Annotated in this window: 27 protein-coding genes; 11 read left to right on the top strand and 16 right to left on the bottom strand. The window is 41.5% G+C overall.

The annotated features are described in order from the left end of the window. The first annotated feature begins 9 nt into the window (after nt 1-9). From QZT69_RS11715 to QZT69_RS11700, 4 genes are read left to right on the top strand one after another with little or no spacing between them, the layout of a single operon-like run. Nucleotides 10-762: a TetR/AcrR family transcriptional regulator gene (locus QZT69_RS11715; RefSeq protein ID WP_294674310.1), complete on the top strand. Its 753-nt coding sequence runs from the start codon at nt 10-12 to the stop codon at nt 760-762. Continuing rightward, nucleotides 743-2,365, top strand: a complete 1,623-nt coding sequence (locus tag QZT69_RS11710) for an ABC transporter ATP-binding protein (RefSeq protein WP_294674308.1) — start codon at nt 743-745, stop codon at nt 2,363-2,365. Before QZT69_RS11715 ends, QZT69_RS11710 begins: the two co-directional genes overlap by 20 nt. Continuing rightward, nucleotides 2,362-3,678: an HlyD family efflux transporter periplasmic adaptor subunit gene (locus QZT69_RS11705; protein WP_294674306.1), complete on the top strand. Its 1,317-nt coding sequence runs from the start codon at nt 2,362-2,364 to the stop codon at nt 3,676-3,678. The genes QZT69_RS11710 and QZT69_RS11705 overlap by 4 nt, the downstream gene beginning before the upstream one ends. Beyond that, complete coding sequence (locus QZT69_RS11700) at nt 3,675-5,054, top strand: TolC family protein (protein ID WP_294674304.1); 1,380 nt, start codon at nt 3,675-3,677, stop codon at nt 5,052-5,054. Before QZT69_RS11705 ends, QZT69_RS11700 begins: the two co-directional genes overlap by 4 nt. Before the next feature lie 16 nt (nt 5,055-5,070). On the opposite strand, the gene QZT69_RS11695 is transcribed toward QZT69_RS11700, so the two are convergent. The 4 genes from QZT69_RS11695 to QZT69_RS11680 form a co-directional block, all read right to left on the bottom strand. Next, on the bottom strand, nt 5,071-5,763 hold the full coding sequence (locus QZT69_RS11695; protein ID WP_294674302.1) for a hypothetical protein: 693 nt from the start codon (nt 5,761-5,763) through the stop codon (nt 5,071-5,073). Between the two features lie 45 nt (nt 5,764-5,808). Next, nucleotides 5,809-6,438 carry a hypothetical protein gene (locus tag QZT69_RS11690; RefSeq protein WP_294674299.1) on the bottom strand — a complete coding sequence of 210 codons (630 nt, stop codon included), beginning with the start codon at nt 6,436-6,438 and terminating at the stop codon, nt 5,809-5,811. A gap of 370 nt (nt 6,439-6,808) precedes the next feature. Then, on the bottom strand, nt 6,809-7,690 hold the full coding sequence (gene lipA / locus QZT69_RS11685) for a lipoyl synthase (protein WP_294674297.1): 882 nt from the start codon (nt 7,688-7,690) through the stop codon (nt 6,809-6,811). 147 nt (nt 7,691-7,837) lie between these two features. Further along, nucleotides 7,838-8,446: a hypothetical protein gene (locus QZT69_RS11680; RefSeq protein WP_294674295.1), complete on the bottom strand. Its 609-nt coding sequence runs from the start codon at nt 8,444-8,446 to the stop codon at nt 7,838-7,840. Nucleotides 8,447-8,470: 24 nt separating this feature from the next. Here QZT69_RS11680 and QZT69_RS11675 point away from each other — a divergent pair, with 24 nt between their 5' ends. From QZT69_RS11675 to QZT69_RS11665, 3 genes are read left to right on the top strand one after another with little or no spacing between them, the layout of a single operon-like run. Next, nucleotides 8,471-8,992 (top strand): OsmC family protein, encoded by a 522-nt coding sequence (locus tag QZT69_RS11675; RefSeq protein ID WP_294674292.1) that lies wholly within the window; start codon nt 8,471-8,473, stop codon nt 8,990-8,992. Beyond that, entirely contained in the window at nt 8,985-9,809 is an 825-nt protein-coding gene (gene rlmB / locus QZT69_RS11670; protein ID WP_294674290.1) for a 23S rRNA (guanosine(2251)-2'-O)-methyltransferase RlmB, read from the top strand. The genes QZT69_RS11675 and rlmB overlap by 8 nt, the downstream gene beginning before the upstream one ends. Before the next feature lie 33 nt (nt 9,810-9,842). Further along, complete coding sequence (locus QZT69_RS11665) at nt 9,843-10,418, top strand: RDD family protein (RefSeq protein ID WP_294674289.1); 576 nt, start codon at nt 9,843-9,845, stop codon at nt 10,416-10,418. 80 nt (nt 10,419-10,498) lie between these two features. On the opposite strand, the gene QZT69_RS11660 is transcribed toward QZT69_RS11665, so the two are convergent. The 4 genes from QZT69_RS11660 to QZT69_RS11645 form a co-directional block, all read right to left on the bottom strand. Then, nucleotides 10,499-11,260 carry an SDR family oxidoreductase gene (locus QZT69_RS11660; RefSeq protein ID WP_294674287.1) on the bottom strand — a complete coding sequence of 254 codons (762 nt, stop codon included), beginning with the start codon at nt 11,258-11,260 and terminating at the stop codon, nt 10,499-10,501. Nucleotides 11,261-11,422: 162 nt separating this feature from the next. Then, on the bottom strand, nt 11,423-12,346 hold the full coding sequence (locus tag QZT69_RS11655) for an AraC family transcriptional regulator (RefSeq protein WP_294674285.1): 924 nt from the start codon (nt 12,344-12,346) through the stop codon (nt 11,423-11,425). Between the two features lie 125 nt (nt 12,347-12,471). Continuing rightward, the gene (locus QZT69_RS11650; RefSeq protein WP_294674283.1) at nt 12,472-14,196 is read right to left on the bottom strand and encodes a DUF885 domain-containing protein; all 1,725 of its coding nucleotides are present in this window, start codon (nt 14,194-14,196) and stop codon (nt 12,472-12,474) included. Nucleotides 14,197-14,227: 31 nt separating this feature from the next. Further along, nucleotides 14,228-15,094 (bottom strand): YciI family protein, encoded by an 867-nt coding sequence (locus QZT69_RS11645; RefSeq protein ID WP_294674281.1) that lies wholly within the window; start codon nt 15,092-15,094, stop codon nt 14,228-14,230. A gap of 279 nt (nt 15,095-15,373) precedes the next feature. Between QZT69_RS11645 and QZT69_RS11640 the strand changes: the two genes are divergently transcribed. Next, a complete protein-coding gene (locus tag QZT69_RS11640; protein WP_294674279.1) occupies nt 15,374-16,048 on the top strand; it encodes an energy transducer TonB in 675 nt (224 codons plus the stop codon). A gap of 1 nt (nt 16,049) precedes the next feature. Here the strand turns inward: QZT69_RS11640 and QZT69_RS11635 are convergent, their stop codons facing one another. From QZT69_RS11635 to upp, 5 genes are all read right to left on the bottom strand, one after another. Next, nucleotides 16,050-16,499 carry a KTSC domain-containing protein gene (locus tag QZT69_RS11635; protein ID WP_294674277.1) on the bottom strand — a complete coding sequence of 150 codons (450 nt, stop codon included), beginning with the start codon at nt 16,497-16,499 and terminating at the stop codon, nt 16,050-16,052. Nucleotides 16,500-16,565: 66 nt separating this feature from the next. Then, nucleotides 16,566-17,708: a DEAD/DEAH box helicase gene (locus QZT69_RS11630; RefSeq protein ID WP_294674276.1), complete on the bottom strand. Its 1,143-nt coding sequence runs from the start codon at nt 17,706-17,708 to the stop codon at nt 16,566-16,568. Between the two features lie 189 nt (nt 17,709-17,897). Continuing rightward, nucleotides 17,898-18,614: a YjjG family noncanonical pyrimidine nucleotidase gene (locus QZT69_RS11625; protein WP_294674274.1), complete on the bottom strand. Its 717-nt coding sequence runs from the start codon at nt 18,612-18,614 to the stop codon at nt 17,898-17,900. Next, the gene (locus QZT69_RS11620) at nt 18,611-19,084 is read right to left on the bottom strand and encodes a hypothetical protein (RefSeq protein ID WP_294674272.1); all 474 of its coding nucleotides are present in this window, start codon (nt 19,082-19,084) and stop codon (nt 18,611-18,613) included. The genes QZT69_RS11625 and QZT69_RS11620 overlap by 4 nt, the downstream gene beginning before the upstream one ends. Before the next feature lie 11 nt (nt 19,085-19,095). Next, nucleotides 19,096-19,743, bottom strand: coding sequence for a uracil phosphoribosyltransferase (gene upp, locus QZT69_RS11615; RefSeq protein WP_294674270.1), 648 nt, complete (start codon nt 19,741-19,743; stop codon nt 19,096-19,098). A gap of 165 nt (nt 19,744-19,908) precedes the next feature. Between upp and QZT69_RS11610 the strand changes: the two genes are divergently transcribed. Further along, nucleotides 19,909-21,669, top strand: a complete 1,761-nt coding sequence (locus tag QZT69_RS11610) for an ABC transporter ATP-binding protein (RefSeq protein WP_294674268.1) — start codon at nt 19,909-19,911, stop codon at nt 21,667-21,669. Continuing rightward, complete coding sequence (locus QZT69_RS11605; protein ID WP_294674266.1) at nt 21,666-22,532, top strand: substrate-binding domain-containing protein; 867 nt, start codon at nt 21,666-21,668, stop codon at nt 22,530-22,532. The genes QZT69_RS11610 and QZT69_RS11605 overlap by 4 nt, the downstream gene beginning before the upstream one ends. 113 nt (nt 22,533-22,645) lie before the next feature. Here QZT69_RS11605 and QZT69_RS11600 read toward each other — a convergent pair whose 3' ends face one another. Continuing rightward, entirely contained in the window at nt 22,646-22,921 is a 276-nt protein-coding gene (locus QZT69_RS11600) for a hypothetical protein (RefSeq protein WP_294674263.1), read from the bottom strand. A 25-nt stretch (nt 22,922-22,946) separates the two neighbouring features. Between QZT69_RS11600 and QZT69_RS11595 the strand changes: the two genes are divergently transcribed. After that, nucleotides 22,947-23,369: a hypothetical protein gene (locus QZT69_RS11595; protein WP_294674261.1), complete on the top strand. Its 423-nt coding sequence runs from the start codon at nt 22,947-22,949 to the stop codon at nt 23,367-23,369. Between the two features lie 184 nt (nt 23,370-23,553). On the opposite strand, the gene QZT69_RS11590 is transcribed toward QZT69_RS11595, so the two are convergent. Both QZT69_RS11590 and ahcY read right to left on the bottom strand, forming a co-directional pair. Then, a complete protein-coding gene (locus QZT69_RS11590) occupies nt 23,554-25,053 on the bottom strand; it encodes a glycosyltransferase family 39 protein (protein ID WP_294674260.1) in 1,500 nt (499 codons plus the stop codon). A 179-nt stretch (nt 25,054-25,232) separates the two neighbouring features. After that, on the bottom strand, nt 25,233-26,546 hold the full coding sequence (gene ahcY, locus QZT69_RS11585) for an adenosylhomocysteinase (protein WP_294674259.1): 1,314 nt from the start codon (nt 26,544-26,546) through the stop codon (nt 25,233-25,235). Between the last annotated feature and the right edge of the window lie 117 nt (nt 26,547-26,663).

Genomic DNA, 26,663 nt, shown 5'->3' with positions numbered 1-26,663 from the left:
TGCAAATAAATGTTAAACATCATTTCCTTTCAAAATAATAGTAATACATTCGCGAATAATAGTATTACTATCAAAATGATTATTCAGTTTAAAATTGCACAACCGACGTGTACTTATTTAAAGGATCCTCAGGAGACAAAACTGGGATTCTCTATCATTCAGCATAGTATTCTTTTGATCCATGAAATCGGTTTCGAACGCTTTACTTTCAAAAAGCTCAGTGAATCTATCGGTTGCACGGAAGCCAGTGTTTATCGCTATTTCCAGAGCAAACAGCAGTTGCTTCTCTTTCTTTTTTCCTGGTACTGGGGTTGGATGAACTACCGTGTTCAACACGAAATCACTTCTTCAAAAACAAGCTTCGAGCGATTGGAAAAAGCAATCTCATTATTAATCGAACGCAGTTTAGACGATCAGCGAACTCCGTTTATTGATGAAGCAAAATTGCAGGAAATCATCGAGCAAGAGGGGGTGAAATCCCTGTTAACAAAAGAAGTTGACAGTATCAATCAAACCGGGGCGTTTGAGAACTACAAGCAATTGGTAGGATACCTGGCAGAACTCATCCATCAAATCAATCCGAACTATCCTTATCCGAATATGCTGATCACAACGATTATTGAAGGTGCTCATTTACAACATTTTTTTGCGGATCATTTACCGCGTTTGACAAACAGAAGCAAAAATCACGAATCAATTGGTTCATTTTATCTCCATTTATTAACCTCTTCATTGCAAACTAATGAAAAAACCGGCTATTAATCCTTTGAAACATTTGAGTGACCTGCTCAAACTGGAAAAATCAGATATTTCAGCACTTTACTTTTATGCGGTGGTAAGCGGAATCCTGAGTCTGAGTTTACCACTTGGTATTCAATCTGTTATTCATTTTATACAAAGTGGTCAGATAACTACTTCCTGGCTACTGCTTGTGCTACTCGTAATTTCGGGTGTTGTACTAACAGGAGTAATGCAGATTATGCAATTGCGAATCACCGAAAACATCCAGCAAAGGATTTACGTTCGTTATTCTTTTGACTTTGCCCATCGTTTCCCCCGGTTCAATCGCCAGGCACTTACCGGTAAAATTCCAGTAGAACTCATGAATCGTTTTTTTGATGTCATCAGTTTACAAAAAGGATTTTCAAAAGTATTGCTGGATTTCACCTCGGCTCTTTTGCAAATTACCTTCAGTCTTTTAGTCTTATCGCTTTACCACCCTTTCTATATTGCATTCAGCTTCCTGCTGATCGGGTTGCTTGTTTTGATCTTTAGACCGATTATTAAAAGAGGTTTGGAAACTTCTTTAAGAGAATCCAAATACAAATATGCCAGTGCTTACTGGCTGCAGGAAATTGCACGAGCAGATTGGAGCTTTCGATTGATACCGAATGAAACCCTTTCCCTGAACCGATTGGATGAACATGCCAATTCCTACCTAAAAAGCCGGGAAGATCACTTCCAGATTCTTTGGAAACAATTCATTTGGATGATTGCTATCAAAGCCCTGATAGTTGCTTCGCTTCTTGGGCTTGGGGGCTACCTGGTTATTTCACAACAAATTAATTTAGGGCAGTTCGTAGCAGCTGAAGTACTCATCCTGTTACTATTAGCAGCAGTGGAAAAAATCATTCAGTCGCTAGAAACGCTTTATGATGTATGCACATCTCTTGAAAAACTGGAACAGGTAAGGGAAATCCCGGTAACATTTGAAGAGAACACAACGGATGAGGAGATCGAACTATTCCCGATGGAAATGATCCCGGCAAACCAATCTGAAATCAAACCGGTCGTCCGCATTGAGAAAGGACAGAACACGCAGTTAACCGGAGGCAATCAACTAAAGATCAACACCTTCCTGCGCCAACTCATAGACCCTACCGTTGACGGAAAATATACTCCACGCTGGAACTTTCACATTCCAAACGGAAATCAGCTCACCTCCGGGTTCAACCAGATCGGATGGTTTGCCAAGGGAACACATCTAATTGAGGGAACCCTGGTTGAAAATGTACAATTCGGCAGAAAAACGGTTTCGGAAGAACAGGTAATTCATATCCTAAACCTTGTAAAACTCACTCACTTGTACAAAGAACAACCACAAGGCCTGGACTTTAAGATCAGTAAATCCGACAAATTCTTATCGGAAGAGGAACGCGATCGCTTACTGATTGCAAGAGCTATTGCCAGCAATCCACAGCTGTTGATTATTTCCTTCATCGGATCTCCGATTTCAACTGATGGACGATTGGAACTGATTGAAGCTATACGGAAAAACAATCCGGAAGCAACCCTTGTAATAGCAACTGAAAGCCCGCTTCTTTTAAACTGGAACACTATCGATTTTAATGATTTAGGACTATGAAACGATTCGAATCTTACACCTGCATTCAAACGGTCAAAAAATTAAAGACACCTCTGCGTTGGCGAAGATTGAGTATTTACTTCTTCGGAATTCTGCTCATCATCCTGTTTTTACCCTGGACCCAGAATATTGATTCTCCCGGCACCGTTACCGCTCTCAGTCCAAATAACCGCCCGCAAACCGTTCATTCCATTATTGGCGGACGGATTGAAAAATGGTATGTCCGGGAAGGACAATTCGTGAAAAAGGGTGACACCCTGGTTTACCTGAGCGAGATCAAGAGTGAATACATGGACCCGGCACTGATTGAGCGCACGGAATCTGCTATGCGATCGAAAGAAAACAGTGCTGAATCTTACATGTCCAAAGTACAATCCCTCGACAAACAAATTGATGCATTGATTGATAACCGCGCATTAAAGCTGCAGCAGGCACAGAATAAGGTAAGACAAACACGGCTCAAAGTAACTTCAGACAGCATGGATTACAAAGCCAACGAAAAGCAGCTTGAAATTGCGATCAAACAATACGAACGAACGGAAGAATTGCACCGTCAAAACCTGAAATCCCTTACTGAATTGGAAAACAAACGATTAAAAGTACAGGAAATGGAAGCAAAGGTGGTGAGCCTGGAAAATAAGTTGCTCGCATCACGCAACGAATTGATTAATGCCATCACTGAAATCCAGTCCATTGATGCGGATTACCGCGACAAGATTGCGAAAAGCGAATCTGAAAAGTCTACCGCACTTTCCAGTTTATATGATACGGAAGCAACTGTCACGAAAATGCAAAACCAGATCAGCAATTACAGCATTCGGTCCGGGTATTATTACGTGACTGCACCACAGGACGGATACATTTCCAAAGCACTAAAAAACGGTGTGGGAGAAACCGTAAAAGAAGGCGCTGAACTGGTAAGTATTGTTCCGAATCTATCTGATTTTGCGGTGGAGATGTTTGTTTCTCCGGTAGATTTACCATTGGTCCACCTGGGTAATGAAGTCCGCCTGCAGTTCGACGGATGGCCTGCAATTGTTTTCTCAGGATGGCCCATGGTGAGTTATGGTTCTTACGGAGGAAAGGTAGTTGCAATAGATAATTTTGTCGGAACAAACGGAAAATACCGCGTCCTGGTTGCTCCCGATAAAAATGATCATCCCTGGCCAAAAGAATTGCGCATGGGAGTTGCAGTAAAAACGATGACTTTACTCGACAATGTTCCTATTTGGTATGAATTATGGCGAAAAATCAACGGATTCCCTCCGAATTACTACCTGCCTGCGGGTTCTGAAACCAAATCAAAAAAATGATGAAAGCACTCCTTTTATTAGCAGTCCTCAGTATGATTCCTCTATTGGGAAATACGCAGGATACCATCCGCCAGTTGACGCTTGATCAGTACCTGCAGCACATCCGGGAAAACCATCCGGTAGCTCTCGTAGCTTCCAACCAGGTTGATATGGCCGAACTTTTCGTTCGTCAGTCAAAAGGAAGTTTCGATCCTGTTTTGCTCGGAGGTATGGATCAGAAGTATTACAACGGCACCACTTATTACAGTACGCTTTCCACAGGAATTAAAATCCCTACCCGTGTGGGAATCGATTTCAAAGCGATGGGAGACTGGAACAGGGGTACTTATCTGAATCCGCAAAACCGGGTTCCCGAAAACGGCCTCACATACGTCGGATTTGAAGCACAGCTCGGGCGCGGCATGTTTACTGACGAACGCAGAACACAAATCAGGAGAGCACAGGTAGCCTTAAATCAAAGCTACACCGAACAGCAGTTAACTCTCAACGATTTGCTTTACGAAGCCGGACAAGCCTTTATTCAATGGCAGGAACAGGAAGCACAATACGAATTGGCACTGGAAGGATTGAGCTTTACAGAAACACGCTTCGATCAATTGATGATCAATGTTACGCTCGGCGATCGCCCCTATGTTGATACGGTAGAAGCTTCGGCTCAGCTTTTTCTCCGAAAAATGGAAGTGGAACAGCGGAGATTACAGCAGCAAAACGCACGCATTGCCGTAGAGAACTACCTTTGGGAGCAAGGCCGCATTCCCCTTCAACTGGACAGCACACTTGTGCCGGAAAAGCTCAGCGTGAAAGAACCCGGTGCATCACTGGCAGACTCATCGGCAACACACCCGGCGGTGCGTTATTATGATTGGAAATTATCCGACCTGGATTTCGAACGCCGTTTAAAAGCAGAACAATTGAAACCGCAATTCAGTGTGAATTACAATCTGCTGACACCCGCACCTGATATTATTTCAAGCAATTACAGCTGGACCAACTACAAATGGGGAGCGACTTTCTACATGCCGATCCTTTTGCGGAAGGAACGGAACAGTTTGTCCATTACCAAAACAAAGATTGAGAACACACGGATGGAACAGCAGTTAAAACAACGTGAATTGCGTACCAAACAACTCCAGGTCCGCAACGAATGGAATACCGCCGTTACACAGGCCCGGATGGCAGAAACGATCGCTAACCGCTACCGGCAGCTTGCAGATGCGGAGCGAACCCTTTTCCTCAATGGAGAAAGCTCTCTTTTCCTGGTGAATGCACGTGAAATTTCTTACCTGAGCGCACAGGGAAAATGGATTGAAACATTGTCTAAGACCAATAAATCCCGCTTATCGGAATTGTATGTTTCAGGTAAACTGGGTCTTTAAAAACATCACTTCAAGATTATTTAACTTCTGATTTTCCGGAAGCATTCTTTGGTTTAAGATACCAATAAAGACCCGATCTCACGGTAACACCTCCCCAACCAACCGAATAACCTTCGTAACCGGCTAAATTTGACTGAACTAAAAAATTCAGATCCAGATGAAAGTACATCATAGGTGTAAGTTTAAATTCCTGGTTGATGGAAACATGAGGCCCCAGCATAAACCGTACAGTCGGATAAACCGTTGAATTCATTTCATGCACAAACTCATCCGTAGAACGATGGTACCACGTTCTTTTGTATCTGAATGTTAAGAGAGAACCCAATGCAAATCCGGGCGCAATTATTAAACGGTATCTTTCATGATGAATAATGGGAATGTGCCATTTTAACCCGGCATTAAACACCTGTGACTTATACCGGGTGAAAGCATATGTTGAATCGGATGAATACCCTCCGGAATAACCATCCCTGGAATCCGAGGTGTAATTGTAATCTGTAAACTGCAGATAAACCTCTATACGCCTGTTCGCATTTCCTTTCTTTTTTATAATGGTACTCTGTCCCAATTCGTAAGAAATTCCTTTGCGGCGGTTCTCTCCTGCAAATGCAACTCCCATCCCGCCATATATCCCAAGCTGAACACGCGGGGTTTGCTGGCTTTTGAGAATAAAAGGGATACATACTATTATAGCCATCAGAGTTTTCATAAATTGATTTTAAGTGAAATTATTCTTTGTAAATAGCGAACAGCATTAAAAAACATAAGCAACGCCGGTTGTCAAATTTCCTCCGGAATAAATTTCTCCGTTAAAGAATTCGAATTCGAAACCGGTAAAAGCATTCAACCCCAGGTTAAGTACCCAATGTTCGGCAAATTTATATTCAATAGATATCGCTGCGTGTGCTCCAAAAAATGCAACTTCATAAATTCCTTTCTTTTTCCAGCCTTCTATAGTAGTAATTCCATTTTCAGTTATAGCTCTTTTTTCCATAAATGAATAAAAAGCACTGAATCTCGGGCCGACACCAACATACATAGATACACGTTCCCTATTCACAATCCTGAATTCTGGCCGGAAAAGGACATTTACTCCTTTTATTCTATTATCAATTATGCTATAGCCTTTCTCAATCGTTCGGGCCTTCCTTTTAAAAACATCATAACTATGCCCTACAGCATAAACCAAACGCAGCACGCCATTCCTGGTAGAATGTTTCACATTCAGTCCGGCCTCCAGACCAAACTTTGTTTTTATTTCTCCGGAACCAAGCGTAAAATCTCTTATCCCCGGATTCAAAAAAGCTCCGAATTGAGGACTCGAATCATATTGCGCCAAGCCGATAAAAGGGATAAAAAGCAAGGTTGTAATAAGTGTTTTCATTGTGTAGTTTTTAGCAAAACTACTTGTAACACCTCTATTGAGAAAACGGCAAAATCACACTCATTTTAAACCAGTTGCGAAAATCCGTACTGACAACAGAAATAGAAGGTAAATGATGAAGAAAAACAACAGGCTACTTAAAGACACGTAATAAATAGCTGGCAACCAATCCCGGGCTATGACTTAAGAAGACTATACAACAAGCGTTGCGCCTTCGCTGACCGCATGTCGCCAAAGCTTTAGCGGCGGCACAAGCTACTGCGTAAGCGTTAGTGTGAAAGTATATCAGATATATTGCATGCATGGGTTGCAGATACCCCACCTTTTGTGAAACATAGGCAACATGAAATCAACTGGATTCCTGTCTTAACTACAAATCAAAAATATGTTTTTCGGCGTGGTAAGAAGAACGCACCAACGGTCCGCTTTCCACGAAACGGAATCCCATTTTCAAACCCAACTCGCGGTATTTATCGAAGCGTTCCGGAGTTACGAATTCAACAATCGGTAAATGTTTGGGAGTTGGCTGCAGGTATTGTCCTAAAGTCAGGATATCCACCCCAACAGCTCTGAGGTCTTCCATGGTTTCGATCACTTCCTCGTCCGTTTCCCCCAAACCGAGCATTACTCCGGATTTGGTTCGCATCCCTCCTTTTTTCAGGCGGAACAATACTTCCAAACTGCGGTCGTATTTTGCCTGGATACGCACCTGTTTAGTCAGGCGGCGCACCGTTTCCAGGTTGTGTGAAACGATTTCCGGAGCTACATCAATAATTTGCTGTAAATTTTCCCATTTCCCCGCAAAATCAGGAATGAGTGTTTCCATGGTTGTTCCCGGACTTTGGTGGCGTACAGCTTTTACCGTCTGTACCCAAATCCCGGCACCACCGTCTTTCAAATCATCCCGATCCACAGAAGTAATGACTGCATGTTTGATCTGCATGGTTTTGATGGAGTGAGCCACTTTACCCGGTTCAAATTCATCTACCGCATCCGGCCGTCCGGTCTGAACCGCGCAGAAACCGCACGAGCGTGTACAGATATTTCCCAGGATCATGAACGTTGCTGTTCCTTCTCCCCAACACTCCCCCATATTCGGGCAAGAACCACTTTCACAAATGGTGTGCAGTTTATGTTCGTCTACCAAAGCTCGTACCTTCTTGTAATTCTCACCGATCGGCAATTTTACGCGCAGCCAATTCGGTTTTTTAATACGAACGTTGTTTTCTGTTGTTGTTATTTCTTCTGACATAGTCGTGCCTTTCCCCTATTCAAAAATTCAGCACCTTTGGCACTGAGAAAATTGGTTCTACAAAAGTACGAAGAAGCAAGCAAACGAAGTAGAAAAGATTCAAAAAGTTCGACTCGTTAAGAGTTCAATAGAACACATAAGAACAGATCAATTCGTTTTTGAGAAATCTGTATTCACCAGAATGATTAAAACCTCATCTTTCATTTGATATTTCTTCAAATACTTCCGAAGTTCTTTCAGCATCACTTTTGAGTAATAATTGGACCATATATTCCAGTAAACCACTATCGTGTATTTTTTCTGGCTTGCTTTTTCCAAAATTTCTTGTCTGTCGGACTCATTGATATTCCACAGATCCAAATTATCATTGAATTGTAACTCAAAATTAGTTGGTAAATGGTTAAATTTTTTATACGGTTTATCAGATAAAATATTCAGTCTTTTAAATTCGCCATAACATTGAACATAAGCATTGACGAGAACTCCAAGTGAATCATAAATTCTTAATTGGATAGTTGATTGCTCAGTACCATGCTCCAATTGCCATAAATTTACAGCGTGTTTTTTACTTGATAACGAATCAATCAATTCATCTTTTATAAAAAGGTTATAATCGTAAAAAGATATTTTGTTCCTTATGAGATAGTTATTGACTTCTAAGCTTGATTTGTCAACCGTACTTTTAGTTCCCATATAATGAACAAAACCACAAGAAGAGATTAAGACCATGGTAAAAATGCTTGCTATTAGTTTCATCAGGTTATCCAAAGTATTGTGATCATGAATGAAACAAGATACAAAAAGACCTCCAATCAGCTTCCTGGTTCAATTATTAAAATGCACATCAAATATTCAATTACATTTAATAAGACTAACTTTGTGATAGAATTAAATAAAATGCCAACAGCAACAGTAAAATATTTGGGAGGATTGCGTACGGAATGTACGCACCTTCAATCCGGGACAGTGATCCACACCGATGCACCGACAGACAATCATGGAAAAGGAGAAAAATTCTCCCCGACAGATCTGGTTGCAACAGCTTACGCTTCCTGCATGCTAAGTATCATTGGCATTTACTGCAATGAGCACGGATACCATTACGAACATGGTTCTGCAGAGGTTACCAAGATTATGGAGTCAAATCCAAGAAGAATCGGGAAACTGGTCATTGAGATCGACCTGAGAAACAACGGTTGGGACGAAACAACTATTGAAAAGGTAAAACGCGCTGCCCTGGCTTGTCCGGTTGCAAAATCAGTTAGTGAAGATATCGAACTTGAAATTACATTCCATGTATAATAAGAAAAACGACCGCGAAGAAAGAGGCGGAGGATTTAACCGCGACAAAAAGAATTTCGAACGTAAACCCAAGGAAGATCCATCGGATATTATTTATGGGATCCGCGTTGTTATTGAAGCGATCAAAAATGAAGTAGAAATCAACAAGATCCTGATCCAAAAAGGAATTGACAAAGATTTGTTCGAGGAATTGAGAACGGTATTAACCGGGAAAGAGTACCAACTGCAATTCGTTCCGGTTGAAAAACTCAACAAATTAACGGCAAACAATCACCAGGGAGTTATTGCTTTTACCTCTCCGGTTGAATACAAGAATATCGAAGATTTGTGCGACCAATGGCTTTCCGAAGGAAAAGAGCCGTGCATTTTGGTGTTAGACCGTATTACGGACGTTCGAAACTTCGGTGGAATTGCTCGTACAGCGGCATGCATGGGAGTTGATGCTATTTTGATCCCGTCCAAAGGAAGTGCACTCGTTTCTGCAGATGCCATCAAAACTTCTGCCGGAGCATTACATACTATCCCGGTGTGTAAAACCGACCTGTTGAAAAACAGCCTGTTTTATTTACAGCAAAGCGGTTTCCAGATTGTTTCCTGTACGGAGAAATCCAAAGTTTCTGTTGAGAATTATTCGTTCTTCGGTCCGACAGCAATTATCCTGGGATCGGAAGAAGATGGAATTTCACATGATTTGCTGAAAATGTCGGATGCACGTTTGTCCATTCCAATGGCCGGAGATATTTCTTCGTTGAACGTGGGAGTTGCTACCGGGATGATCCTTTACGAACGATTGAAACAGGTGAAAGCAGCCAAATAATTTTTAGTTTAGCCCTAATTTAAAACAACCTAAATGAATACAATCGAAAACCTAAAAGTTGAGAAAACAGTCTTTAAGAACCAACGAGACGAAAACGGAATTGTTACTAAAGTAGCGGAAACCAAGATGGTGGGCAGACCACCTGAAGTTGTGAGTCAGGGAGTGCGTTTCGGATATTTTCTGATTGATGTGGTATTCTTTTACATCATTACATTTATCGTCGGGATGCTTATCGGGATTATCGTGGTAGCTACCGGAAATGTAGAAGCCTTGAGGCCCGATTCAACTCTTATAGGAGTGCTTAATTACATTGGTTATCCGATTTTCTTCCTCTATTATGCTATTAGCGAAGGACTGGGAGGAGCTACTTTGGGAAAATTGATTTGTGGCTATACGGTTATCGATGAACACGCGAATAAAGTGAGTTTTTCGAAAGCATTGCTAAGGACTGTTTGCAGATATATTCCATTTGAATCCTTTTCCTGTTTTGGGGAAAGAGGCTGGCACGATACCTTATCCAAGACTTACGTGGTGAAACGATCTGAAAAAGCAGAACTGCAAAAATTGCTTGGATCTTTTTCCGAGAAGCAGGAAGATTTGCTGGATTGATATAAAAGAAGTTATACACGAGACTGAAGACTAGAGACTACAAAAGTCTTTCGTCTTCGGTCTTTCGTCTTTTATCATCTCTACAAATTCGTTCCCCCCGAAACTTCGATGCGTTGTCCGTTAATCCAACGAGACTCGTCCGTACAAAGGAATGCTACCACATCACCGATATCATCCGGCAAACCTGCTCTTCCAAGTGCCGTTGCATCAGCTACCATTTTGTTGTAATCGGCATTATCACGCACTGCACCACCGCCAAAGTCCGTTTCAATTGCTCCCGGCGCCACACAGTTTACCCGAATTTGACGCGATCCCAATTCTTTTGCCAGGTACCTGGACAATTGCTCTACAGCAGCTTTTAATGATCCGTAAACCGAATATCCGGGTGCTGTAAAACGAGCCAGACCGCTTGAGATATTTACGATCCCACCACCGTCATTTAAGAATGGAACGATTAATTGAGTCAGTAAAAATGGTGCTTTGAAGTGAATATTTGTCAATGAATCAATAACTGATACTTCTGTTGCTCCCAATGGTGTTGGCAAACCAATTCCGGCGTTGTTTACCAAAAAGTCTATTTTCTCCGCATTGAATTTGCTCTTGATGGTATTTTTCAATTCGGCGACAAACGCTTCGAATGTTTCGGATTTGCTAACATCCAGCGGCAAAGCGACTGCTTCTGCTCCTTTTGACTGAACTTCTGAAACAACCTTGTCTGCTTCGGTTTTGTTTGTGTGATAAGTAATAACAACATTGATCCCTTTTTCTGCCAATTTGTTTGCCATACTCCTTCCAAGTCCGCGGCTTCCTCCGGTAATGAGTGCTAATTTATTTGTTTTCATGTGTTTTAATTTGATGAAACAAAGGTATCGTTCGAATCAGGTGGTTTGTTTGCATGAAGCAATCCAAGAGTTGCAAAAAACAAATAATTATCAATTATGAATGGTTCAATTAACAAGAAGAACTGCAAACCTCCTTGAAATTGATAATTCCTGCATTGATGATTAATTCCGGAAGGAATTCGGGGTGATCTGCGTGTGTTTCCGGAAGAAATTAGAGAAATGCGCCACTTCTTCAAATCCCAAACAATAACCGATCTCGGAAACTGTCCAATTTGTCTGCTTCAATAAGATTTTTGCTTCCTGGGTAATGCGGTGGCCAATTACTTCGGTTGTTGTTTTTCCGGTGTTTTCTTTCAACACCTTATTGAGGTGATTCACATGAACCGAAAGTCGATCAGCAAAATCTTTGGCAGTTCTCAAGCCAATCCGCTGCTGGTTCGATTCGATAGGAAACTGTCTTTCCAATAGCTCCACAAATAAAGATGTCACCCTTTCCGAAGCCGTATGTTTCGGGTACAAAACTGAAGCCGGCTGCAATTTTTGCCCTAAATGGATCAATTCCATCACATAAGTCCGGATCAGATCGTACTTAAATGCATAATCTGAAGACTGTTCTGCCTTCATTTTTGAAAAAACGGTTCTGATGTACTGGTATTCGCTTTCGGACAATTCAAAAACAGGTACGCTTCCCGGACTGAAAATCGGCAGTTCATCCAACGCAAACCCGGTATTTGCTCTTGTAATGAAATCCGTACTGAAAACACAAAAAACCGCGTTATGGCCTTCGTCTTCGGAAGTATAATTATATGGAACTTTCGGAGTAGCAAAAAGGAGTGCATGTTTTTCAATTTCAATGACTTTATCGGCATATTCCGCCGTACTTCTTCCCGAAATCAAGCTGATCTTGTAATACAAGCGCCGGTTATAGGGCATTTTCCCTTTCTTACCATTGTTCTGCGCAAGTAGTTCACTGGTGTCAAACACATTGAACTGACCCAACTCCTTACTAATCCCTTCCGGAACTAAAGATGAACCATTGAGATTACAGATCGACTGGTAAAATTCTTCCAAACTTAGGAACTCCATGTGAGATGAATTGCAAAATTCAAATATACGGAGATTAATTATCAATGATGAATTTCAAAATTATCAAGGGATTTCAATTAGCTACAACAGGGGTTAACCTTCTTGATAATTTTTCCATTGATAATTCATTTTCCCAGCATCATCTGTCGGATATCTCTCACCGGAGCGCTTCCGTAACTCAGGAATTTTTCATGAAAGGTTTTCAGATCAAATGCCTTTCCTTGTTTTTTCTTCAATTCCTCTCTTAAACTGCAAATTTCAGTGAAACCGGTATAATAGCTGCATAGCTGCACCTGGCTTAAAGTTGCCCGTCTCCACTTCCCTTCGGCTTCTGCTTGCTGCTGATAAGCCTCATTGACCAGTAAATTCATAGCTTGTTCTTTGGTGAAGTGAAGGTTGTGAACAGAATAATCCAAAATGGTATTACAAGTCGTTCTTAAATTCCATTTGTAGTACATCAACCACATTTCCGGGCTATTGTTGCCGTATCCGTTTTCCAGCATCATTAACTCGGTATAAACCGCCCAACCTTCCACCATTGCTCCGTTCCCAAAAATCGATTTGATGATACTCGGTGAATTATTGCTATAAATCAATTGGGTATAATGCCCCGGAACAGCTTCGTGAATATTCAGGATTTGCAATACGTAATCGTTGTATTCGCGCAGGTAACTTTCCGATTGTTCAGTCGGCCAGCCGTTCATACTTCCTACGTTATAATAGGTATTCCCGTTCTTATCATAAGGTCCGGGAGCAGAAATAGAAGCTCCGGCAACTCCCGCCATATAATCCGGTTCCCGGCGAACTACCAGTGGTTTTTTCGGGTCCAGGTAGATTAATTTCTTGTCCTGCACAAATTTCTCCAGCTGCGGGATTTGTTTCTCGATGTCCTTTTGAAAATTTTCCGGCGTGGTGTGCTGCAAAGAAAGCTGATCAATCAACTGCTTCACCAACACATATTCGTCTTTTGGCATTGGCTTCTGCCCCATGTGCTTGCTCCAAATCTGACGCGAAATCTTCACCATTTTTTGATGCAGTTCTTTTTTGTGTGCCAAAGCACTTTGGTAGATTTCTTTTGCCGATTTATCCGACTGTATATCGAACTCGAATTTCTTAGCATACAATTCACTTCCTAAGCGGAAGCTTCTCGGATTCGGGTTAGGCATTTTTTCCAGCCAGTCGGCAAATCCATTGATAGCCTTTATAGCCGATTCACTCCTTTTCAGCAATTCTGCTTTTTCACCGGCTGTCAACTTGCTTTTTTCTAACGCTGCAGGCAGATCGTCAGTAAATACAGACAATCCTCCGCGGTTTTGCTCGATTGCCAATTGGGTATGCTCCTTCGTTGGATGCTTGATATTCTTTTTTGCGGCCTCATAATAAGCCGGAACATTTTTCAACCGAATGGAAAAGTTTTTCAAACGCTCATCCAGCGGAGCGTAATTATTTCCCAGCATTTCTGCAAAACCACCGCACACATTGTAATTCGACGGATTCCACTCCCCCGATCTCAGTTGTTCACGTTCCCAGTTGCTTCCTTCCAAATAGTTGCGCATTAACTTCAGGTCAATTTGGTTTGCCTCCGAAAGTTTATCCGATTGGAATTGACTCAGCTGCTCCAATTCCTTTTGCACAAATTGATGCTCTTTTTCTTCCCGCGCTTTATCCGGAATGACCAAAACAGAATCATACTTATGGAAACCCGTACTGCTTGCCCATCCGGGATTCATTTCCCACAACCGCAATACAAATGCTTTTTTGTACTTATCAAAATCAGCATCTGTTTGTACTTTTTCTTCCTGGCAGGCTGCCAAAACACAAAGAACTCCAAAGAAAAACCATTTTTTCATCCCAAAAATTTTTATATAAGAATACGGATTATTAAAACTTCTTCCGCCATATTTTATCGGAAGCATCCAGGTATTCGGAAATTGCAGCCGAACCGTACCATGGAATTAAATCGTAGGTCAGTAACCCTGAATTCACTGCCGGATCCGTTTTCAACAAGGCCTCAGCTTCTTCTTTAGTAGTAACATTGAAAATAAACAAGCCGCGGTAGGTGAGTGAATTCTTGCCGAAAGGACCTGCAACAATCAATTTTCCTTCTTCCACCAGACGCCCTATATTTCCCATGTGTCCGGTGAAACAACTATCAATGTACTTTTTATCTGTTGTTGCATTTGGCCCCGTCTTCAATGCAACAAACATATAGCTCTTCATTCCGTAATCGTCGCCTTTTAGTTTTTCAGCCAATGCTTTATCATAATTCGGATTATCTGTTGTATTCTTTTCTTTGGTAACAAGAACAGCAGGATTTGTCTTTTTCATTGTAAAGCTGAATCCTTTATCATTCTCTCCCAAAACCCGGACAAAAATCTCGGTGGAAGAAACCATTTTATAGCAGAGTTTTTTAGGAAAATCGTGTTCTTTATTCTCAAAAATGAATACAGAGTCCGAAGAAGTTAACTTGAATTCCACCGGTTTCCCTTCGTTCTGGCCAATAACAGTCGGTATGTAGAAAATACCGTCTTTTCTCTGAACCAAATCCAGGTATTCGCTGACTTTCGTTTCACCGTTCTTCACCTGGTAAGAATATCCCTTCAAAAGAGTTGCAGAAAGCCGGTCCCAATGCTCATAAGATCTTCCATCCTCCGAAAGCCAGGTTCCAACAAGGAAGTCCGGGAATTTGTTTTGTGCGGAAAGTGAACCCGAGACAACGAGTATCAATCCCAATAATCTGTTTTTCATAAGTACAAATCTGTTTTTCAAAAATAAGGAATTAAACGAGGAATCATTTGTCTGTTTTTTCCAGCAGAGGAGCAAATAGGTTTTAGTCGATGTCCGTCTTCGACAGACTCTTTTCTTTCTCACGCAGATCTCGCCGATTCCGCAGATTTTTTTTTTAGGGACAAAGACTTAGCGAGCTCGTTCAGACGATATCCAAAATAAAGAAAAACTACAGTTGACTAATTCACCGGATGATCTCTAATTTTTGATTTTATATTTGATTCATTTAATAATTATAAGATGTCTGCGATTCGAAACATTCGTTTTTCACTTCCCTGCAAAGAAAATATCAACGACATGGCTTCTTGTGGGCGTAACAAACACTGTAAGACTTGTGAGCGGATCATTATTGATTTTAGGAATAAATCCGCCGAAGAACTTGAACAGCTCAAAAAGAAAAACCAATCCATTTGCGGAATTTTCTCCGAGAAGCAAGTAATGAAAGGATACGAACGTTATTTCCAACTGGCCGCAGCAACCGCTTTGACTATCGGATTAAGTAGTTCATTTCAAAATCTATATGCACAGGAAGAAGAAGATCCGTTTAAACTTCCTGCTACAAAATCAAGTGGAGCGGTTTGTCCAACAGTACCCAAGCAAATGGACATCGTCGGAGTCATCATTGATGATTCTCCGGAATATCCCGGAGGATGGGCTGCTCTAAAGGATTTTCTGAAAGAGAACATCGTTTATCCTGCCGATAGTATTGAAGGCAAAGTATATGTTTCGTTCACAGTTGACACGGCTGGACATGTGACTGATGTAAGGATCAAAAAATCGTTAAGTCCGTTAGCAGATGCGGAAGTAATCCGTGTAGTAAAACTATTGGTATTCAAACCCGCGCTCCTGGAAGGAAAACCCATTCGTTCAAAATTCTCTCTTCCGGTTACTTTTAACCGCGAAAAGAAGAAATGACTTAAACCTCCGCCATTCCTTTACTCGCCATGCGATAAGTATGTGATGTGAAAATGTGTCTGCGGGCAAAACGCTCCGGTGTTGCACTTTGATTCAGTTTCTTGTAAACATTGTTTGGAACTCCGAAATACTCGAATACCTGTCCATTCAGGAAAGTCACTTTTAAGGTCAAGCCTTTGTAGTGATAATCAGCAATCATTGAAGTATTGATTGTTTCCGTGTATTCCTCCAGGTTTTGCTCCAAAGTTTCCGGGGCAATACTCACTAAGAAATGATAGGCATCAATGATCTCCAAACTTCTTTTCTCAGCTTCTGCTTTTTTCGGATCTTCTTCCTGGAATTTATCAGGATGCCACTCTTTTACCAATTTGCGGTAAGTTGTTTTCAATTGAGCCAGGCTCATTTCCTCTTCAATATTGAAGAGTTTTTTGTATGCTGCTATTCTTTTCATTTTTTTTAGACTTTAGGATTTCAGGATGTTAAGACTTTAAGACTGAAATCTTTTATTGGAACGAGATTAATATCCCTGCAGGTCCAGTTGGTCGGTTTCTTCAAACGGAATCTGTTTTCCCATTTTCTTTTGAATGATCTTAAAATGATGTTCGTCTGCCGGAGACACAAAAGTCAGGGCTTCACCGGTTGCTTCTGCCCTCCCCGTGCGGCCGATACGGTGCACAAAATCTTTGGGAGAACGCGGTAATTCGTAGTTAATAACGAAAGGTAAAAATTCAATGTCAATTCCGCGGGCAATCAAATCCGTGGCAACCATTACTTTTAAATGTCCGGCTTTGAAATTGCGCATCACACGCGTTCTTGCATCCTGGCTTTTCTTACTGTGAATAGCCTGGGCATCGATATTGTTTTTGCGTAATTTCTCAACGACCTGGTCTGCTTTGAAAGTAGAACTGGTGAAAATTAACACCTGTTTCATATTTCGCGAACGGATCAAATAACGTAATAATGGTCCTTTTCGATCATCAGAAACCCGAAAAGCAGTTTGCCGGATCAGGTCAATAGAATCTTCTTCCTGCTCTATCTTTAGTACAATCGGATCGTGTAAAACCAGCTGCGTGATCTCAGACACCTTATCATTTAAGGTCGCCGAAAACAATAAATTCTGACGTTTCTTCGGGATCCAGCCCAAAATGCGTTTCATTTCTTCCTGGAAATCAAGGTTCAGCAATTTATCAGCTTCATCCAGTACCAGGGATTTCAATGTACTTAACCGGATTGCATTGGATTCCGCAAGTTCGATCAATCGACCGGGAGTTGCAATTAAAACAGAAACACCCATCATCGCTTTCATTTGCGGATTGATGGAAACCCCGCCATAAACAGCTTTTACCTTTTGCGGTTCGGGAAATGCACGTGCAAATTCCTTGAACACTTCTTCTACCTGGATTGCCAATTCGCGGGTCGGGACTAAAATAAGTGACTGAATATGCCGATTCTTTGCTTTTTCTGATTTGGAAAGCTGGGTTAAAATCGGAAGTGCATAACTCGCAGTTTTACCGGAACCGGTTGGCGCAATTCCTAAAACATCCTTTCCTGTGAGAATTGCCGGGATGGCGATTTCCTGGATCGGAGTCGGCTTTTCGTAATTCGTTTCGCTTAAAGCTTTTATTAAAAATGGCGATAAGCCGAAAGAAGAAAATGACATCCTGATTTTATTTGAGGGTACAACGCTTGCGCTAACCTTGCTGCGCCTAAGCGGCTTTGCGAAGGTTAAGAGCTTCAGCGGAGGCGCAAAGATAGGAAAATTAGATGTTAAGATGCCAAGACATCAGGATATTAAGATTTTAAGACCTCCTGAATCGAGAAGAGTTGCTTTCTCACCAACCTTATCTGCTTAGTTTGCCACAATCGGCAAAAGATTCACCACTTCAGGAATCTCTGCCAATTCCCTGATTCTTGGAACATTTCGTTCTTTCTTGTATCTGTGTTCCGGATCAAAATGAATTGCTGTCCAACCGGCATTGAGCGCCCCAATGATATCTGCTTTAAAATCGTCTCCGATCATGATCGCATGTTCGGTTTTACAATTCGTGAGGCGCAGCGCTTCCTGGAAAATTTCCCGGTGTGGTTTTGTTACACCAATTTCTTCGGAGCAGAGCACCGTATTGAAAAATTGGCTGATTCCGCTTTTCTCCAGTTTAATGTGCTGTACTTCTTTGAAACCATTGGTAATAATGTGTAGAGAATAGTCTTGTGCTTTCAAGGTTTCCAGCATTTCAACTGCTCCCGGGAAAAGAGCTGTTTGCTTCGGGGAAAGATCGATGTAGCCTTCACTCATTTGCTTTGCCAGTTGCTCGTCATGAATCCCGTGATATTCCAGTGCTTTTTTGAAACGATTATCCCGGAGTTCTTCTTTGCTCAGTTTTCCGTTTCCGTATTGGTTCCACAAATCTGCATTGATCCGAATATACGTATGGTGAAAATGCATGAAATGCTCGATGGTATCACCCAGTTTCAAATCATCATACAAGTATTGCAGTGCAAAACGCGAATTGGTTTCAAAATCCCACAAGGTACGATCAAGGTCAAAGAATATCTGACGTATTTTCATTTAAAGAATGATTCAATAATGTATGCAATTCCCGTAGTTATCGCCCCGTTTATACAAATCCCGATCAGGATCAGCGGGAATGTCCGTTTTTCTTTACCGTAGAATTTTGCGGTTACAATCGATCCAACCGGAACGGATAAAAACAAGGGTGCATAGAATGCAATTCCGTAAATCCCCAGGCTGCGTTTCAATTTTACGATCAACTTATTGAAGCGGGTAAATTTCTTTTTTGCTTTCAGTGGAATCCCGGTCCTGATCGATTCCTGTAACGCCGCTTTCCGTTTTTTGTGCGCACGGATTAGAAAGAACTCGCTCGAAAAATAAAAAATAAATGCAGCCAAAAAAGCTCCTGCAATACAAGAAAGGTAGGTTTCAAAATAGCTTAAATGCATTCTTGGACCAGCAAAAGGAGCAAACATGAATTTAATCATCGATAAACCAAAGAGTGATATGTAAAAGTGCCAGTGCATTGTTTATCTCCTTAACATTTTACTCCATAAGCCAGATCTCCGGCATCACCCAATCCCGGAACGATGTAAGATTGTGCGGTTAATTCCTTATCAATTGCACCGACCCAAATACTGATAGTATCAGGAAGGTGTTTCTTTACAAACTCAATAGCCTCAGGTGCTGCAATTGCAGCCACAATGTGCACTTTTGAAGGTTTCCCCTGCTTCAACAATGCTTTATACACCATCACCATCGAACTACCTGTTGCCAGCATCGGATCGGAAATGATCAATGTTTTTCCGTCGATGGAAGGGGCAGCCAAATATTCAACGTGAATATCAAAATCTTCAGCGGTGGTGTGTTTTCTATAAGCAGAAACAAATGCGCTTTCTGCCCGGTCAAAATAATTCAGCAGTCCCTGGTGCATGGGTAATCCGGCTCGTAAGATTGTTGCCAGAACCGGCTGCTGCTTCAGGGTCTCCACTTCTGCTTCTCCCAGCGGCGTTGTTACCAGTTCTGTTTGGTAATCCAAATGTTTGCTTAACTCATAAGCCAATACTTCGGCAACGCGTTCTAAATTACGTCTAAAACGCATGGGATCAGTTTGAACCGTGCAATCTCTCAGCTCTCCCAAAAAAGTATTGAAGATGGATGTTGACTGACCTAAATTGTAAACCATAGTATTGAAAATTGGAGGTAAATTATGTGCTATATCTTCAGGCATGTTGCCTATCCGCAAAATAAAGGAATAAAAGCAAACAATGGAAATAAAAATGTGTTTTGTTAGTGAATTTTAGCAGTTAAAAATAAGTCATATCCCAATCCTTAGATGTAATTTTGTAACATGGCCAAACAAAGCAAAATTGATTTTCGAATTTTCAGACGCTTATTGAAGTTTGCAAAACCCTACAGGGGACTTTTAGTTTTGGCTTTCATCTGCACTGTTTCCTTATCTCTCCTTGGACCTTTGCGCCCAATGATTATCGGGAATATGGTGCAGAAATACGTGGTTGACAGTAAAAACCCCGACCAATTTTTAAAATGGACATTAATTGTTGGAGGGATTTTACTTGTTGAAGCTTTACTTCAATTCCTGACTGCTTATTTTTCGAACCTGATGGCCCAATCCATAATTCGTGATATTCGCATCAAAGTATTCAATCATTTGTCCACTTTCCGTATGCAGTTCTTCGACCGTTCCCCGGTTGGCGGTTTGGTCACTCGTGTCGTTTCGGATATTGAAGCAATTTCAGAGGTTTTTTCCTCGGGATTGATTGATATTTTAGGTGATTTGTTAATGCTTGTGGTTGTTTTGGCTCTTATGTTTACCAGCAACTGGCAGCTTTCTTTAATTGTCCTTATTCCAATTCCGATCCTGATTTTCGCAACACGTGTATTTGCAAAAGCCATGCGCAGAAGTTTCCAGCAGGAAGGTACAGCTGTGCACCGCCTGAACGCTTTCGTACAGGAACGCCTGACCGGGATGAATATCGTGCAGATTTTCGGAAGGGAAAAAATGGAGTATACAGCTTTCCAGGAAGTGAATAAAACGCATCGTCAGGCACACGTGAATGCAGTTTGGGCATTTTCCATTTTCTTCCCGGTAGTGGAATTCCTGAGTTCACTTTCTATGGCCTTGTTAATTGTTTGGTGTGCTTTTTCAATGACAGGCGAAACCATCGGGGACAAAGAATTGTTCGGAACGGTATTCAGCTTTACACTTTGGATCGAGATGTTGTTCCGGCCAATCCGTATGCTGGCAGATAAGTTCAATATCCTGCAGCGTGGTATTGTCCGCGCTGACAAAGTATTTGAGTTATTGGACACCAACGAACACGTGCAGGAATCCGGAACAGTAACCAAACTGGATTTTGAACAGCCCCTGAAATTCGAGCATGTTTATTTTGCTTACAAGGACGAAGATTGGGTGTTAAAGGATATCAACCTGACCATTCAGCCGAAAGAAACGATTGCCTTTGTCGGAGCAACCGGAGCCGGAAAAACTTCGATCGTTAACCTGTTGAGCCGTTTTTACGAATACCAGAAAGGGAGCATTCACATCGGTGAAGTGGAACTACGCGAAATCCATATGGATACTTTGCGAAAAAATATAGCGATTGTACTCCAGGATGTCTTCCTGTTTTCCGATACGATCCACAACAATATCACTTTAGGGAATGAAGCTATTACACGTGAAGAGGTGATTGCCGCAGCAAAAGCCGTCGGAGCTGACAGCTTCATTGAAAAATTACCGGATGGATACGATTACCAGGTTGGTGAGCGAGGCGGAGTGCTTTCCGTGGGACAGCGACAACTCCTGGCTTTCATTCGCGCCTATGTGTACAATCCGCATATTTTGATCCTGGATGAAGCAACTTCCAGCGTCGACAATGAATCCGAACTATTGATCCAGCGTGCTACCGAACAGCTTACCAAAGGACGCACCTCCATAGTTATCGCACACCGATTATCTACGATACAAGCAGCAGACAAGATCATTGTCCTGGACAAAGGTGAAATCCAGGAAATGGGGTCTCACGAAGAATTATTACGCAAAGATGGTATGTACAAAAAACTACATTCCATGCAATTTACAAAGAAATGACAAACGAATTAGGCCTTAAGATCGGCGGTGTTCCTGAACATTTTAATTTACCCTGGAGATTAGCTATTGAAGAAGGAAGGTTCCAGGAAATCGGTTTAAACCTCCACTGGTCTGACATGACAGGCGGAACCGGGCAGATGGTCCGCGGACTCGAAACGGGTTCCATTGACGTTGCGGTACTTCTCACGGAAGGAATCACCAAGTCTATCCTTCAGGGACTGGATGCAAAAATCCTGGAAGTATATGTTGTCTCCCCGTTAAGCTGGGGAATACACGTACCTGCAAAGGGAGCTATCAAAAAACCGGAAGATGTTGAAGAACAAACTTTCGCTATTTCGCGTTTTGGATCCGGATCACATTTAATGGCTTACGTTATGGCCGATCAGTACAACTGGAAACTTGAAGGATTAAAATTCAACGTAATCGGTGATGTATACGGTGGTTTATGGGCTTTGGAACATAACGAAGCACAAGCTTTCCTCTGGGAAAAATACACGACCTCTCCTTTCGTGGAACAGGGAAAATGCGATTATGTCGGAGACGTGGTAACTCCATGGCCGTGTTTCGTCATTGCCGCACGAACGGAAATTGCAGAGAAATACCCGGAGATCTTAAAGAAAATGTGCGCGATCGTTAATCAAAAAGCATCGGAAGTAAAAGAAAATCCGAAATCCGCAGAAATGATTTCATGGCGCTACAACCTGCGTTTGGATCAGGTGAAACTTTGGTTGTCCGAAACAGATTGGAACTACCAGGGAGCCGAATATCCGCTTGCATTTGAAAAGACTACCCATTATTTGAAAAAACTAAACCTGGTTTCGGAAGAAGAAGCGGAACACTGGGAGGAAAAACTATTCGTTTAAAAGGCCATTTCGACTCCCATTGACGCTTCGGTCAAGATTTTTAAACGCTCAATGACCTTTTAGCCATTCGATAATAAGATAAATCCGGAAAGGGGGATTTAGCGTAACCGAAGTCACCATCCATTCGACTGTCGTTTGGCTCTTTTCTGGCGTTTTGCATTTCGTTTCACGCTTTTCTTAGCTGCTTTGGATTGTTTGTCCCAAAATGCTTTTTTGGATTTCTTGGCTTCTTTTTTCGCTGCCTTGGCTTCTTTCTTTCTACGCTTGGCAATGGTTTTCTCTGCTTTGGCAACTGATCCGTCCTGAGCGTATGATGAAGTAACTGATCCAGCACCAAAAATAAACAGTCCACACAATACAAAGAGTTGTAAAAACGTTCTTAACTTCATAATTTTGTCATTCCAATAAGGTAAAGTGAAAATACGAATCTTTTTATTGATTTTGGTCTTGGCCGGCGTTTCTTGTAAAAAAAACAGGACACACCCTATTCCAAGCATTGCGTTTGATTTCCAAATCGACCTTACTCTGCCTTCCTACCAGGAACTGAACAGTGTTGGTGGATGGGCTTATGTTTCCGGTGGAATAAAAGGAATTGTTGTTTACAGGCAGTCCACAGATATTTTCGTTGCATGGGAGCGTATGTCCCCTGAAGATCCTGACAATGTTTGTGCCACTCCTTTAACAATCGACACCACCAATTTTCTGCAGCTGAATGATGCTTGTTCCGGTGCCAAGTTCTCCATGTACGACGGATCTCCTATATCCGGTTCCGATTGGGGATTGCGCAAGTACCAGACTGAATGGAATGGAAGTAATATATTGAGAATCTACAATTGATTTTTCCGGAATAACTTAAAGGTCAATATCTTCTTCGTATTCTAATAAAAAACTCCACCAATAAAAACATGTAAAGTTTTGTTGTCCAGATTTTTACATGGAAATCTGTTCGCAAATTAGCGAACAATCGAATTCTAAAATTTCGTAAATTTCAGACGTGGAAAACTTATCCTAAAGCAATCTGTTACTTCTTCGCTTCCGTCTTCCAGATCTCTACGTAAGAATTCGAGTTACGCGGATTTATTCCGTGCAGGAACTTATCTACAAATCCCGGTTCAATTTGAGCTTCCAGGTGCATTTTGGGATAGAATACCTTAAAAGTGTCGATACGCTGCTCCAAATTCTTTTGGCCGAAGAAGAAAATGTAGTCCTGCGGTTCAACCGTATAAAAGCTTGCCGGATTTATGGTATCCGTACTCCATCGTTCCAAAATGGTATACTGCCACTTTCCGGAATAGAAATAAGGCATCATTTCGGGATTGGTCTCCCCGGTTGCCTCAATTAATATATGCTCATCACCACGCGCTTTTCCATAAAGCGCATACATGGTATTCACACGGGATTTTTTCGACGGCATAACCGTTACAATGCAGAAAAGCGGGATATTCAGAATCCAAAAGCCAATCCAGGAAACTTTCCAGAAACCATTCCAGAACTTACGTTCTCTAAGTTGTTCAATCCCCAGGAAAACCAAAATGATTACCAATGGAAAAATGGTCAGAATAAAACGCTCTTGTCTATTCGGAAAAATGGTATGGAACAACAGGAAAACAAAAGTCGGGATAAATAATAAAAGGTATTTTCTTACAGCTTTGAAATAAGCAATCAGTGCCAAAATCCCAAGTGGGAAAAGCAAGAATCCGAAAAGCACATAAAAGTACATGAAGTAGTTTGCATTCTTCATATAACGCGTTCCTTCATTCATGTTATAAACCACGTATCCTTTGAATTCCGCAAACGGATATCCCCATATAAAATAATCGACAACTCCCTGCGTAAGAACGAACATAACGAGCGAACCTGCCGTCATCAGAAACAGCTTTCTCCATTCGAACTTTAGTATGTAGTAAATTCCCAAACCAACTGCATAAATTGCAATCTGGTAACGGAAAGAGACCGCCACACCGATTAACAACCCTGCATAAAACAAGGCCCACTTACTTTTTTCATTTAAAGTCAGCCAAACCGCCCACATCAGGAAAGGAATACTTACCACTTCCACCAGGTTTCTTACCGACAGGAAAGGCATTGCCCAAAGCAGAGCCAAGACCCAGCCGACATAACTTGCTGTTTTTTTATTGGATAATTTTTCCGTGATCAAATATCCAAACCGGATAACCAACAACGAAAACAGGGCATGCACAATGCGGTTTATGAGCATCAATGTTTTCGGATCTGCGATTCCGATAGTTTTCAGTATCTTAAAAAACAGGAAGTTCAGCCCAACATAAGTAAAGCTATGACCCTCGGGAGATGCACCGGGTTCTTTATTCCAGGGAAGCCATGCATTGTAGTCAAAACCGTCAGCCCAGGAACCGGCAGCTTCTATCACCAGAAAATGATCGTCATGCATGCTGTAACCCTCTGCAAAAATTGCAGCTATTAATCGAACGATCAGTCCGACAAACAAAATAGTTCTAAGTGATGTCCAATCTATGGTTTTAATTCTTTCCGAAAGTTGCATGAAACAAAATTAGTGAATCTGGCAAATTATGCAATTAAGTTACGGTTACTTCTTCGTGTATGCGCGTTCAAGAGGATTAATCCCCTTGACGCGCGGGAGGAGGATAAAAAAAAGGAATCCCTTTCGAGATTCCTTTCCAATATAATTTACATTTCGACTACATTCAATGTAAGCTTTTCTTAGTATCTGTAAGCATCCGATTTGAACGGACCTTCTACCGTTACTCCGATATAATCCGCCTGATCTTGCGTCAATGTTTCCAATTCAACACCAATTTTAGCCAAATGCAAACGAGCTACTTTTTCATCCAAATGTTTTGGTAACACGTATACATCGTTCTCATAGTTTGCAGAGTTTTCCCACAATTCCAATTGAGCCAATGTTTGGTTCGTGAATGAATTAGACATTACAAATGAAGGGTGACCTGTAGCACAACCCAAATTCACCAAACGTCCCTCTGCAAGGATAATGATATCGTTTCCTTTAACATTGTAAATATCAACCTGCGGCTTTACTGTAGATTTTGTAGAACCGTAGTTTGTATTCAACCATGCCATATCGATTTCGTTATCGAAGTGACCGATGTTACAAACGATCGTTTTATCTTTCATTTTCTCGAAATGACGACCCATTACGATGTCTTTATTTCCTGTAGTTGTCACAACGATATCTACATTGTGAACTACGCTATCCAATTTTTTCACCTCAAATCCGTCCATTGCAGCCTGCAAAGCACAGATCGGATCGATTTCAGTAACGATAACACGAGCTCCCGCACCACGTAAAGAAGCAGCAGAACCTTTACCAACGTCCCCGTAACCACAAACTACAGCAACTTTACCTGCCATCATAACATCTGTTGCACGACGAATTGAATCAACCAATGATTCTTTACATCCGTATTTGTTGTCGAACTTTGATTTTGTTACCGAATCATTTACGTTGATTGCAGGCATAACCAATGTTCCATTTTTCTTACGCTCATACAAACGGTGAACACCTGTTGTAGTCTCTTCAGACAATCCGCGGATATCTGCAGTCAATTCAGGGAAACGATCGAAAACCATATTTGTAAGGTCACCTCCGTCATCCAAAATCATATTCAACGGCTTTCCACCTTCGAATGCGAATAATGTTTGCTCGATACACCAGTCAAATTCCTCTTCATTCATACCTTTCCATGCAAAAACAGGAATTCCTGCAGCAGCAATTGCAGCAGCAGCGTGATCTTGTGTTGAGAAGATGTTACAAGAAGACCAGGTAACTTCCGCTCCCAATTCGACCAAAGTTTCAATTAAAACAGCTGTTTGAATTGTCATGTGAAGACATCCTGCGATACGTGCACCTTTCAACGGTTTTTTTGCACCATATTCAGCGCGTAAAGACATTAATCCCGGCATTTCAGCTTCTGCTAAAACGATCTCTTTACGACCCCACTCAGCAAGTGAAATGTCTTTTACTTTGTAAGCTAATTTTTCAGTTGTATTGCTCATAAATGATTGTTTGCTCTTATTTTAAGTATGCAAAGATAAGGTATAGGTTTGTGAATTAAAAATTATCAATTACACAATTATAAATTATCAAGTCATAGACAAACCTGATAATTTATA

The sequence above is a fragment of the uncultured Fluviicola sp. genome, assembly GCF_902168135.1.
In the GTDB taxonomy this organism is placed as follows: domain Bacteria; phylum Bacteroidota; class Bacteroidia; order Flavobacteriales_D; family Crocinitomicaceae; genus Fluviicola.
This window is presented reverse-complemented; position numbering and strand designations above follow the sequence as displayed.